The organism is Sporocytophaga myxococcoides (assembly GCF_000775915.1).
Classification (GTDB): domain Bacteria; phylum Bacteroidota; class Bacteroidia; order Cytophagales; family Cytophagaceae; genus Sporocytophaga; species Sporocytophaga myxococcoides_A.
The window spans coordinates 307,955-321,424 of the sequence record NZ_BBLT01000005.1 but is presented as its reverse complement, the minus strand read 5'-3'; the positions used below and the strand labels follow the sequence as shown (position 1 = coordinate 321,424).

The following is a 13,470-nucleotide window of genomic DNA, read 5'->3' as shown; positions in this document are numbered from 1 at the left end:
TTAATATATAATTGTAGGCTTAATAAAAACAACAGAAATCATTTTACTTTTAGATCTGGATCTACTGCTAAAAAGCCATTTGATAATCGGAATTCTAGATAAAATCGGCACTCCAGATCCTCTTTCCGAGGTCTCACTTCTTTCTAACCCTCCAAGGACAACCATTTCTTCATTTCGGACTCTTACAATTGACTTAAATTGACTTGTTGATGACGGAGGAGGACCTGAAGGCGCTTCTCCTATAAAGTCTGTGATACTTACATCAATATTTAAAGTCACCTGATCATCCCCGGAAACTATTGGTTTTATATTGATTGATAGATTTGCCTGAACAGCATTATAGGTTTCTGTTGTAATATTCGTGGGCGTTAGGCTACCTACAACATTCTGAGTTTTCAAAGCATAATACCTGGTTGTACCTATACTCAGATTTGCATCATGTCCATTAAGTGTTGATAACTTTGGAGTAGATCGGACATTGACATTATCATTGCTTTCAAGTGCCGTTAATCCTATATAAAACTGTGGCGTAACTTTTCCAATATTAAAAACATTGTTAGTACCCAACCATCCTAAAAATTCATTAATGGATTTGGACCCGAAATTAAACTTAAGACCTGGAAATATTGAGCCTCCAGTCTTCACGGTATCCGAAATACCTGCTGAAATGCCAGTTTCGACCTTCCTCCCTTTTCTCACATCCATAAGGATTACTTCAATCATCACCATCGGTACCACTTTATCCAGTTGCCTTACGAAGGCTTCTATTTCGAATATCTGAGGTAAACTTCCTGATAGCAGAATGCTGTTTAATTCTTTAAATTCTTTTATTTCTACTCCCTTTTTTAACTCTGCAGGAATAATCTCCTGAACTGCATCAAGCGAACGATATTGAAATTGAATGACTTTATTGGCTCGCAAACCTTCAAGCTTTCGATCACCTATCATATAAATTTTATTGTCAATCTTATATGTATAATCCGTACCCTGAAGCAGCCTGCTTAGGAAATCATCAAACCTTACATTATTGACGCTGGTTGTGGCATTACCTTTAATGTCTGAAAACAAAAAGTAACTGATCCCCATTTCTTCTGTAACAGCCTTAACAACATCCGCAATAGGGGCATTTACAGCCTCAAGGGAAATCGTTTTTCGCCCGAGCGAATCTTCATTTACATCCACAAATAAACTGGATGCTGAAGCATTTCCCTGCTGTGTATTGGCTTTATTCTGACTTTGAGGTTTTTGATAAGTATTTTTTTTCTTGTTTTTAGGATCACTTGAGGACAAGAGATCTTCACCTTCTTCAATTGTCTTTATAACATAAAACTCATCATCAGTCTTGAATATCTTCAGACTATTCGCGTAAGCCATTTTTTGAATAGCATTTTCAAAAGGCATATCTTCAATATAGGCACTCACCAATTTGCCTGTTAAACCAGATGAAAGGATCACATTTTTTTTGGTTGTTTGTGTTATCTTTTTTGCAACTTTATCTAAAGTGTCATTTTTAAGGTCAAGACTTAGAAGATTGGTATAGCTGTTATACTTGACAATTATTTCTCTTGGAGGAGCTGCAGCCTGCACTACAGGAGGGGGATTATATTTTTTAAATGACATAATCGAACCAACAAACTGGACATCCAGTTCATGTTCTTTGGCCAGAAAAAGGAGAATGTTGTATACCTTTTCATTATTAAAGTTGTTGTACACACGAATATTCAGTGTCGGATCTACACTTATATTGAGGTTGTGTGACTCTGCTATTCCTCTCAGAAACTCCTGAATAGAAGCTCCGGAAACAGAAAAATCAACAGTTTCCTTAAGACCAGGACTTAGATCAGCAAGATCTCTTAATCGTTGTTCAAGTTCTGCATACCTGTCTTGCTGAGCCCAGGCACTTCCAGCCCAAAGGAACAAAATCAAATAAAAATAAAATACCTTTGTTTTCACTTTAAAAATTAACTAATAGTGGATAAATCTCTTCTAATGATGTTAAACCTTCTTCAAAAAGTTCGAAAGCATTTTCTGACAATGTTTTTATATTTCTTTCTTTAAGTTCTGCTGAAACATCAAAAACGCCTCCCTTAATTCTCTCTGCAAGTTCATAGTCTATAGGTATCACCTCATATACAGCTTTACGACCTTTATAGCCAGTGTAAAAGCAATGATCACACCCCTTAGGCACAAAATGTCTTGTCACTGTTCTATAAGCTTTAAACTGCCTGGGATAGAGTACGGAATCAAAAGCAACTTCGTCTTTGCAATGTGTACAAAGCGTCCTCACGAGTCTTTGTGCCACAGTTGTATTTAATGTATTGGCTACAAGAAAAGAAGGAATCCCCATGTCAATCAAACGTGAGATAGTGCCCCAAGCCGAATTGGTATGTATGGTAGATAAAACAAGGTGTCCTGTTAATGATGCCCTTATTGCCATGGAGGCTGTATCAGGATCCCTGATCTCCCCGACCATAATTACGTCAGGATCTTGTCTTAGAAAGGTCCTCAAAGCACTGCCAAAATTTAAGCCGATACTTTCTTTCAACTGAACCTGGTTTATACCTTCTAGCGTGTATTCAATGGGGTCTTCTATTGTCAGAATATTTCGTGTTTCCTTGTTCAGCAATTTCAAAGTGGCATATAATGTCGTAGTCTTTCCGCTACCTGTAGGACCACTTATAAGCAACATCCCATGAGGGCGTTTGGCTCCTTCGAGATAACTTTTTAAATCATATTCCGAAAATCCTAGTCTGGTAATATCAATATTCGTTGCATCATTACTTAAAAGCCTTAATACAACTTTTTCCCCATGCAATGTTGGCAGGACTGAAACACGAATATCAAACTTATTTCCTCTGTGATTAAAGAAGATCCGGCCATCCTGCGGTAGTCGTTTCTCAGCAATATCAAGGTTAGACATAATCTTGATCTTATTAATCATAGAAGGATAATCATTCTTTTCAAGAATATACCTTTCCACAAGCATTCCATCTATCCTTATCCTGACGCGGCAACGCTCGTCATAGATCTCGATATGGATATCGCTGCTTTTTAAACTTTTAGCTTCAGCAATTAAATTTGACAGAAAGTCTTCAGAGGTACCAGTATACGCCTGACTTTTCTTCCGGCTATCCTGGCTATTTCTTAGATAATACCTGCTAAGGGCCTTCTGAATTACCTCTGTTGCCATTTTTTCAAGCAGAACATTTTTACCTAGTAAAACCTCAAGCTCTTCTGCGATCATCGGATCAAAAGTACTTTCATCAATAAGAAAGCTTACCTTTTGAGCATCTTCATGTTTAGGAACAATTCTATATTGCCATGCCTGATCCGGAGAAAGGATTTGCAATAACTCAGCCTTTATTGTCGCTATCAATTCTTCATTATTCATTTTTAGGACAGGATTGTGAGAATAAGTTCATTGATGGATGTATAGAAAATATCAACGACAATGATCGGCAACAGCAAGGCAGACTGGAGTCCAGCAAGCGGAATTGAATCGTTCTTTGTTATCGTTATTAAGCGAATAACGATAGCACCGGTTACAATTACCAGAAGACTTACCACATAGAACATTACAAAAACAACAGGACTGAATAATGGCGTGATGGAGCACAGAAACAAAATATCTCCTATCCCCAAATAATTCTTCGTTATATTTATAAATTTTCCGTTTTTAACTGAAAAATATCCCCATACCATTGCCAACTGAACTATAACGAAGAGCATATTTAATCCGCAATCCAAAAGAAAACTCATCAGATCGCTCTTCTGAAACCTAATCAAACCTGCCAATAAAAACAACAGTGGAAAAAAGTACCAGCTTACCGCCCTATCTTTCAGATCCTGAAAAAATATAAAAGACAGTACAACAACCATTATTATTACAAACAGAACCTGTTGCATACATTAATCCTGCACAGTTTCTCTCAGATTTTTATCCTGATCGATTTCCCACTCATTAAATACTCCATCCCCATCAAAATCAACTACAGATTTAGCCTTAGCAACAAATGTAGTAGGAGAAGCATCTGTTATTTCTATCCTATAATTTGCCTGACCGTTTTCTGATTCATCAACAAGCTTTTCCTGAATAAAACCAATAGCAGTAAGGTCATTGGAATACTTGGACTTTTCATAAAAATATGTTTTTTGCAATGTATACACATGTTCCAGCTGAATTTTCGCTTCTGTGCTTTTGGCTTTGGTGATAAGCGGTAATAGATTGGGCAATGCCAGCAAAACAAGAATACCAACAATAACGAGCACAACAAGTACTTCTGTAAGAGTAAAAGCAGCTACTTTTGAATTTAAAAGACGTTTCTTCATAAAAACTGATTTCTGAAAAATTGGAATCTAATTTACTTAATTTTATCCTTAGAATTTAACGAAGGCAAGAAAATTACAAGCAAAGGCGAAAAATATATACTTGATAAAAAAATTGTTCTTTAGATTATTTTTTATTAATCTATACTTAAAGAAAATCCAATTTCCTTAGATGTATCTTCAAACTTATAACAGAAAAATTTATTTACGATCTAAATTGATGAAGCAAAATATTACAATATCCTGTGACAAAATTTAGACTTTTTCAAATATAAATAACCATAAGACCATAATAAATTCCTTTTTTATTTACCTAACTATAAGGATTTTACTACAATTCATGGCCCTTTAAAAGGCGCTCATTAATTATTAACTCTGCATTTGACTGAATTGGCCGATTCACTGTGAGAGCTTTATAAAGTGCTTTTTACCTCCATAACATTTCAGGAAGGATTTGAGGAAATAAATTACCCTTCTTACCGCACCCGATAAGAAGGATAACTAAAGCTTTTTAAGAAATTTTGTTTCTGAAATGTTAACCTGAATTTTATAGTTTACAAATTAAAAATTTAGTGTCTGCACATAAAGCCGCTGAATGTTGCATCTGAAATACTCATACTATTACCCGCAGAATCATAAAGTGTGCAGGAAAATTTACCTGTCGATTTCTTTACTCCGCCAGTATTAAAATATTCAGTATCTGTAACAAGACCCTCTATTTCAAAATAACTTCCATCCTGGTTTCCCTGTGTCGTCCAAAGTGTTATTCCATCGAAATAACTTATCTCTACCCCGTCCACCTGACTATAACTGTTTCCAAAACTATAGGACCCTTTATGAAACATTGCTTCTATAGCAAGGCTATCAGGTGCTGCGCTAAACTTTTTCAGTAACTCAATGGTAAGATAATTATCAGAGACAAGTGAATCCCCATATACAAACCATCTGCTCCCCTGTCTTTCAATATAATTGACAGAGTCTCCGGCAACATCTCGGAACAGTCCGGCTCCTACATATGCTTCGTCCAAATCATATTGTACTGACTGACCGTTAATATTAACTACTGAGAATATCTGAGCTGTAGGCAGGCCATCAATGCTGCTTTCTACCGTTCCACTTGTCCTTACAACACATCCCTTTGAATCTGTGATTGTTACCGTATAAATACCCTGCTTTACGCCAATCAGATTTTGTGTTGTTGCAATCTGCACATTTGCCGTATCTTTCCATACATAGGAATAACCCGGTGTTCCACCCAAAACAGTTAAAAACACCTTCCCAGAATCTGATCTTGAGTGAATGTTGCTTGAAACTGTATTTGTAACTAATTGAGCCGGAGATGAAATAGTAACATTTACAGTATCTGTACACATTTTGGAGTCATAAACTATAACTGAATAGTTACCTGCTGTTAAATTGGATAAACTGGCTGTCTCAGCTCCATTATTCCAGATATAATTATATGGGGTTGTACCACCCGTTACTGTTAATCCAATCGCTCCATTACTTCCATTGTAACAATTTAAATTGGTAGTACTAACTCCGATTGATAAAGAAACTTGTGGAATGGTAGTAGTAGCTAAGTAAGTACAGGTACCGGCATCTTTCACAGATACAGTATAGGTTCCTGCAGGAAGGTTTTTAGGATTCTGTACGGAGTCCACCACAACATTGAGGGCATTTTTCCAGGTGTATTTAAATGGTGCTGTACCACCAGTTACATTGAGTGTAATCTCTCCGTAAATCCCCCCTTTACAAACGCTCGCAGGGGTGGGAATACTAAGTGTAAGCCCTGAACCGGCCTGAGTAATGGTATAAGTATACTGCTTGGTGCAATTTTTATTGTCTGTTATAGTTACAGTGTAACTTCCTGCAACCAGTCCTGTTGGATTTTGTTGAGTTGAAACTACCTGGTTGGAAGCATTTTTCCAGCTAAATGTATATGGACTAGTCCCCCCGGAAACAGTCAGGGTGATACTACCGGAATTACCATTACAATCTACATTTGTCTGAGAGGCAGTAGCAGCAAGTGCAGCGGATGGCTGACCAATTGTTACTGTATTTACAACTGTTGAACATCCTGAACAGGTAGTATTTACTGTATATGTTCCGGCTGTCAGGTTACTGACCGATCTGGTTGTGGCTCCGTTTGACCAGCTATAAGTACAGGTCGAGCTTCCTATATTACATGAGCAGTTTAACTGAGAAATTGTCTGACCTGAATTGTTCTGAGTGGCTCCTGTTACACAAATGGAAACAGGCCCAGTAACAGAAGTCCCTGTATTAATAATGGCATTTCCATTTACTTTGAACGAAGAGCAATTGCTTCCTGCTGCAACTATGCTCCCGCTGTTAAATTGAAAGGAACCACAAATGACCTGACTACCCGGCTGTGTGGTAACTGTATTGGAATTAAGGGCAAACGCATTTGTTATAGTTATTTTTCCATTGTTATTGATAAAACCTCCAGACTGGATTGAACCTGCAGTGATATTGCAGTTATTGATCATACTGCTGCTGGGATTATGATACCATGCCCCGCTTATTATTAAAGTTCCTGAGTTGACAAAAGTGCCGTTATTATTAAGGTCTCCACTTGATATAGTAATCGTATTGGTATTGTTGATTATCCCGGAAGGACTCTGGTCATTAAGATTACCAGAGGTGATATTGCAAACGCCATGGTTATTAAAAGTACCGGCAATGCTAAAACTGTTGGTAGCATTGATGGTTCCGTAATTAGTAAGAACGGCTGTACTACTGTTAACGGATACAGAATTAAAAGTGGCAGTTCCGTTAACGATCATTGTACCTCCGTTAAAGGTTACTGATGACGGTGTGGCTGTTCCACAAATGATCAGCGTTCCGCCATTCATGGTAATCCCCTTATTAAAACCTGTCATGGTTATACATACCTGCTGACCTGAACCAACCGTAACATCGCTTGTGTTGGTTGTTATGGTAGAAGTACAACCGGAGGCACAGGTATAAGTAGTTGTCGGTGGAGTGACACAATTATTAGAAGCACCGCCTGCCACATTAACAGAAGCACTTCCGTTATTACCACCATTACAGGATACGTCTGTCTTATCTACTGTGACATTACACTGGCTGTATCCTTTTCTTACACAAAATAAAAGTAGAAAACCTAATACTAAAAATTTTACTCTCATAACCTTAATGGTTTATTATTTTAATCTTTTACTTTTCAATCGTTTCTGATTGTTTATATGATTTTAACTTCTCGCTGCCAAACTAATTAACCACTTATTGTTTAATAGCGATCTTCTAATTTGTCATCCTGAGCCCTGCGAAGGATCTGATGTCACGAAATAATTTGGACTTTCAGTTATCAATTGCCCAATAGCTCAAGTTTCATCTTCTTTTAAAAGCTCAGATGTTTCGCTAGCTCAACATGACAAAGGAATGATTCACTAAGTTGACGGCTATTGGCTGTCTCAGGTCTAGCAACAGATACATTATAGCAACATAGATTACATTGACTTAATCCGAACACTAATCCTGTCAATCCTAAAATCCTGATAATCCTGATTCAAACTTTCACTCCAAATCAACTTTGATAAGGTGATCTACCTTACCACTTTCATAGGCTTTCATGTAAAATGTACCAACTTCTGACATCAGAACTCTTGATATGTTAAACCTTTCGACCTTTAACCCTCCAACATCTTTATAGTGAAATACCTGAAACTTCTTAGACTCTCCACTTCTGTTGTTAATTTTATATGCAAAAAGAGCACCTTTATTTTCATCTATATAATGCCTTTCTGGAACCTGATCCGAAGCCAATTCCAGATTTTTTTCATTATCAAAATAAAGAATATACTTGGAATCTTTTCCATTCAGAATTTTAAATCCTCCTGCTTGTAGTCCATATCCATCCTGCATCTTCGGTATTTTTTTTATCCAGGACAGATTACCACTGGAATCAATTCTAGCAATAATTATTTCATCTTGATGTATAATAGAACCTCTAGCCCCACTCGACATCACTATAGTTGTGTTATATTGATGCTCTCCGACAATGGTCATCGCCCCTTCCTCATCTATTGATATATGCTCCAGATCCAGGAATTTGATACCCGGTAAAGTCTCATTATCCTTTTTTGCATTCTTTTTCTCATTCTGATTTAAGATTTCTAAAGGAATAGGAAAAAAGGACTTATGAAGTACAACTCCATTCTCATTTACCTTGATACCAAAAACACCACTGACAACACTTGTTAATTCATGCTTTGGCGAATCATAATAAAAGCCACCTATAAAAACCGAACCGTCTTCGGCCTCTCGCACTTTTATATGGGCATCTTTTTTATCCAAAAGTAATCGGGTCTTTGTTATCTTACCCGAACGCAGATTTTGCTTTTGCAACTCGATCAATTCACCATTATCATCTGATTCTGATACTCCTTCCCTATAAAACCTGTATACTTCATAAAAATTTCCAGTTTTACTAAAATGTGAGCTTTTATATATCCCTTTACTGTTATCTATTGAAGCAGATTTTTGTAATGGGATGGGGGTCAGGTTTTGATCATAGAGATCGCCTCCTATTCGCAATATTCCTTCACTTAAGAGCTCTGCCCTGACGTAATTACCCTTGAATAGTTGATGTTCTTCCCCTTTAAATTTGCCCTTATAAAAATCAACCTCCCGATAAGCAAGTACCAGGTCTTTCTTGAACTCATCAAAGCAATAGGAATAGAACAATAAAGATCTACCATTCAACTCGCATAATAATTGAACCTCAAATGGCCCCACAAATCCTTCATGCATATCCTGAGAGGCAAGATTAAGTTTGGAATCAAATTTCTGAAGGATGATTGCCTTTTTCGTTTTATAGACCAAGAGAAGCTCTCCGTTTTTCTCAAAGGAATATTGGAACTCGCCCTTTTGTGTAGGATGTTCTAAACCAACCTGAATGTTCACCTGGCCAAAGCCTAGCAATGGCAGTAGGACATAACTACAAATAAGAAATATTACTTTTTTCATTAGCATTATAATTCATATTATTTGTTGACGCGCTCAAAGGCTTTGCTGCCTATCAAACTGCCTATTTCAATATCTATTATTCTTCGATGGTTCACTTACGTTCATCTCTTTTACTCTTACAGGCTCCACCTGCTGGAGGACCTTTCCCCTGATCGATCACCTCACCATGACTGTTATGCATCGCAGAGTTGTTTATAGGCCGTTTCCCGACATATTAAGATATACTGCACTGTAAACCGCCAACGAATGGCCTACCTTCATCTTTTATATAGCTTTGAAAAGCATTTATTTAATGCCGCTTTTCATTCTCGGCACACCGCGTGCTAGCTGATGTTATTCCAATAAATAAGCCCTTTATCAATATAATAACTAGATAAATTAAATTTCAAACCACTCGATTCCACAATTTTAATTTCTGCAGAGCCATCGTTTTCAACTTTATTTATACTTCCATCTTTATTTAAATGGATTATATCCCTTCCATCTAGTCTTTTATATAGCTTTGAAAAGCTTTTATTTAATAGCGCTTTTCATTCTCGGCACACCGCGCTAGCTGACTGAAGTCAAAAGACTTTAGTTAGAAAACCACCAATAGACTTAACCAAAAGAGAAAGATTGTGGGATTTGCACGGGGAACAGCTGACTATTTTGCTTCTACCACAACCCAGTTTTCTTCTCGATATAAAACCTTAAAGTTTTCTATGCATTTAGAATCATTAATTAAAGCTATCCCCTTATCAATTTTATACCAAAACCTGCAGGAAAAACAATGAGTTTCAGACAAACAGTTTGAGGCAATAATCCCAGCTTTACCTGTATTTTTAATTATAAAATTAATTCGTTTTTCTAATGAATCCTTCACCGAAGATGTTTTAAAATAAATAGGCAATCCTAAAATCCTTTTCACAAGTAGACAATCCGTTGAGTCAAGATCATCTTCGATTCTATACGAAAATGTGATTGAGTCAAATTGTAATTTAGTCCAATAAAAGGTTGGTCCATTTTTCATTTCTAGAATTTTGTCCCCCCCCCTATTCCCAATACTAATATCTTTATGAACTCCGACAATTCTTTTTAATAAAAAAATATCTTCTGAGTATTTTTTTTTACTATCGCAACTTTCCAAAAGTGCGAATACCAATAACCAAATTAACGCTTTTTTCATATTAACGAATATTTACCAGCCCTGTCTTTCAAGAAGGATAGATCGATCCGGTTTTTCAGAAGAGGGGTTGGGATAATTATAACCATCCTCTATTGCTTGTTGATCTCCATCTGAATCCAAAATACCAGGATCATAATAGCCTTCGTTTGTATTGAGGTTATCATAGCATGAATTCACTTGATCCCTTGAGTATAAAAGGTGATTCACATATCCCCCTGCTTTCATCATAAATAAGCCAATATTAGCCTTACCTGCAGCCCTTCCAATCAAGAAATTTCCAAAGTCAGCAACATTATAACCTTTATTATTTACTATATATATATTTTTGTAGCCATCTTCACTTCTGCATAATTCAAGACCAATATCAAGTAAAAGAGCACCCTGATCTTTAAAATAAAAAAACTTATCTAAATAAGACATTGTATTTAAATCCTTAGGAAGACTTTTCGTTACTTTCAAATCAATATAAGTTTTATCAACCAATTTAACATTAAGAATTATTCCTTGACGAATAGCTTTTACATCCTCTTCAGGGTCATTAAAGTTAAATATTACAAAATCCTTTCCTCCTCCAGACTTTGGGTTCATATAAACTCCTACATATCCAGGCTTTCCATTATCAATAATTTTTAAAAACTTACCATTTGTTCCAAAAACAACAGCAGAATCACCGTTTTTATCAATCGCCCAAATAGGATTGTTCCCTGCAAAAATATAGGGGCTTAAAGCTGGGAATTTACCAGTAAACTTATCTGTACTTAAAAATTTAGCTATCCTCGGATCATAAATCCTTGCCCCAAAGTCATAACTATTTCCACTACCTTTAATTTCATCATCCTTCTCTTTCCCATTAAACCCATACCTATACTTACCGCCACTCCTTGTATAGTTCCTTCCAGGCATCGGCATACCAAATGCGTAGTAATCTGTAAACGCTTTTACATCCGTATGCATTTCATTATTGGTGCAGAGATTGTCGCCATTACCACCCTCTGAAGTAAGGTCTTTCCAGATACGCATGTCTGACAATACGGCCCTTACGTTTCCTAGGTGATCTGTCAGCTCGTAACTTCTCTTTCCAATTTCCCTTGCCAGAACAAAGTTGTTATTGATCGAGGCGCACGACTTATAAACTTTATAAGGCTGCAATGGCAATCCATAAGCACTTGCACCGGAAGACAGCGACTGACTACCCAGACTCGCAGTTACTGTGGCAAGCGTGGTATTATGGGTAAATGTTACCAGAGATGACTGAGTCGGAGCGCTGGCATAAAGGTTATTCATATAGAATTTACCATTTACCGCCCTTCTCAGCTCTGTTTCAAACCTCTTGTCATAGTAGAAAGAAGGATTTACAGTTTCCCAGTTCGCATAAGTCGAGCAGTTGAATCTTTTAAGAATGCTATTGCGACAGTTGCTATTAGGACAGTCTTTCTGATTTCTTAATCTTTACTCTCAATCTTTCAAAGAACTTTTTAATCCTGAATAAAATCTATTTTTATTCACTCGTATTCATTTCAACAATATCTAAAACAAACTATCCTTTTCTCCAACATCTTCCTATCATTTAATACATGTATACAAATGCAAAAACGCTTTAATGAGATCTAACCTTAGTCTTCCCAATTTCCTCTTTACCACAAATTGCACGCGTTACAAACGCGCGCTAGCAGGGTGTTCTTCCCCTTTAAATTTGCCCTTATAAAAATCAACCTCCCGATAAGCAAGTACCAGGTCTTTCTTGAACTCATCAAAGCAATAGGAATAGAACAATAAAGATCTACCATTCAACTCGCATAATAATTGAACCTCAAATGGCACCACAAATCCTTCATACATATCCTGAGAGGCAAGATTAAGTTTGGAGTCAAATTTCTGAAGAATGATTGCTCCCCTCTTCTTATAGACCAATAAAAGCTCTCCGTTTTTCTTTAGAAAATTTTGCAATTCCCCTTTTGCAGTTGGGTGCTCCGAGCCAACCATGATTTTCACCTGGCCAAAGCCTAGCAATGGCAGTAGGACATAACTACAAATAAGAAATATTACTTTTTTCATTTGCATTATAATTCATATTATCTGTTGACGCGCTCGAAGGCTTTGCTGCCTAACAAACTGCCTATTTCAATATCTATTATTCTTTAATGGTTCACTTATATTCATCTCTATTACTCTCACATGCTCCGCCTGCTGGCGGTCCTTTTCCCTGATCGCTCGATACCTCACCATTGACTGTGAAGCACCGCAGGTTGTTTATTGGCTGTTTCCCGACATATCGGGACATGCTGCGCTGTAAACCGACAACGAAGGGCCTACCTTCATCTTTTATATAGCTTTGAAAAGCTTTTATTTAATAGCGCTTTTCATTCTCGGCACACAGCACAGCACGCTAGCTAAACGGTCTGCTTTAAAAACCGCAAGTCAATAGACTTGCTTTCATTTGTAGGCTGAAGTCAAAAGACTTCAGCCAGAAAACCCACCAATAGACTTGACCCAGAAGGGGGATATACCCAGGAACGTAGAGCAGACTTAGCCATAGAAGGGGTTAACTGATTAAATTCTTATATAAGATAACTTGAATCGTTTTCTACATTTAATTCTTTTTCCAACATATGAGCAACTCTTTTTGATGTATTCATTATTTCCCTCCATTCTGAATCTTTTAATAAAAACTCAGCAGTTTGCTCATAATTTTCATACGAAATTATCTGTTTTGCAAGGACTATAAGTTCATTCACAACCTGGAAAGATAAGTTGTTTACAATTTCTTTCCAATTTCCATAATTTTCCTTTAGTATTTCAAAGAAAAAAAAATCATCAAGTATTTCAAAAGCCTCTGCACAACTAATTACTATGCTATTACCTTCTCGTGCTCTTCCCCAATAATTAGATATAAAATTTTCATCAGATATCCTTTTTAATACATTTAATACATTCAGTAATACATTTTTATCTCTATTCATATCTTA

Annotated in this window: 10 protein-coding genes; all 10 read right to left on the bottom strand. The window is 36.7% G+C overall.

Features of this window, described 5'->3' with window-relative positions:
- Positions 1 to 1,953: a secretin and TonB N-terminal domain-containing protein gene (locus tag MYP_RS13905; protein ID WP_081990522.1), complete on the bottom strand. Its 1,953-nt coding sequence runs from the start codon at positions 1,951 to 1,953 to the stop codon at positions 1 to 3.
- Between the two features lies 1 nt (position 1,954).
- On the bottom strand, positions 1,955 to 3,391 hold the full coding sequence (locus MYP_RS13900; protein WP_045464444.1) for a GspE/PulE family protein: 1,437 nt from the start codon (positions 3,389 to 3,391) through the stop codon (positions 1,955 to 1,957).
- 2 nt (positions 3,392 to 3,393) lie between these two features.
- Complete coding sequence (locus tag MYP_RS13895; RefSeq protein WP_045464442.1) at positions 3,394 to 3,906, bottom strand: hypothetical protein; 513 nt, start codon at positions 3,904 to 3,906, stop codon at positions 3,394 to 3,396.
- 3 nt (positions 3,907 to 3,909) lie between these two features.
- Positions 3,910 to 4,329, bottom strand: a complete 420-nt coding sequence (locus tag MYP_RS13890; protein ID WP_045464440.1) for a prepilin-type N-terminal cleavage/methylation domain-containing protein — start codon at positions 4,327 to 4,329, stop codon at positions 3,910 to 3,912.
- A gap of 566 nt (positions 4,330 to 4,895) precedes the next feature.
- Positions 4,896 to 7,499, bottom strand: a complete 2,604-nt coding sequence (locus MYP_RS13885; protein ID WP_045464438.1) for a beta strand repeat-containing protein — start codon at positions 7,497 to 7,499, stop codon at positions 4,896 to 4,898.
- Between the two features lie 388 nt (positions 7,500 to 7,887).
- The gene (locus tag MYP_RS13880) at positions 7,888 to 9,339 is read right to left on the bottom strand and encodes a hypothetical protein (protein WP_045464436.1); all 1,452 of its coding nucleotides are present in this window, start codon (positions 9,337 to 9,339) and stop codon (positions 7,888 to 7,890) included.
- Positions 9,340 to 9,982: 643 nt separating this feature from the next.
- Positions 9,983 to 10,504 (bottom strand): hypothetical protein, encoded by a 522-nt coding sequence (locus tag MYP_RS13875; protein WP_045464433.1) that lies wholly within the window; start codon positions 10,502 to 10,504, stop codon positions 9,983 to 9,985.
- A gap of 12 nt (positions 10,505 to 10,516) precedes the next feature.
- Complete coding sequence (locus tag MYP_RS13870) at positions 10,517 to 11,788, bottom strand: RHS repeat domain-containing protein (protein ID WP_045464431.1); 1,272 nt, start codon at positions 11,786 to 11,788, stop codon at positions 10,517 to 10,519.
- A gap of 369 nt (positions 11,789 to 12,157) precedes the next feature.
- Positions 12,158 to 12,559, bottom strand: coding sequence for a hypothetical protein (locus MYP_RS13865; protein ID WP_156140599.1), 402 nt, complete (start codon positions 12,557 to 12,559; stop codon positions 12,158 to 12,160).
- 503 nt (positions 12,560 to 13,062) lie between these two features.
- Positions 13,063 to 13,464 (bottom strand): hypothetical protein, encoded by a 402-nt coding sequence (locus MYP_RS13860; protein WP_045464427.1) that lies wholly within the window; start codon positions 13,462 to 13,464, stop codon positions 13,063 to 13,065.
- Positions 13,465 to 13,470: the final 6 nt, after the last annotated feature.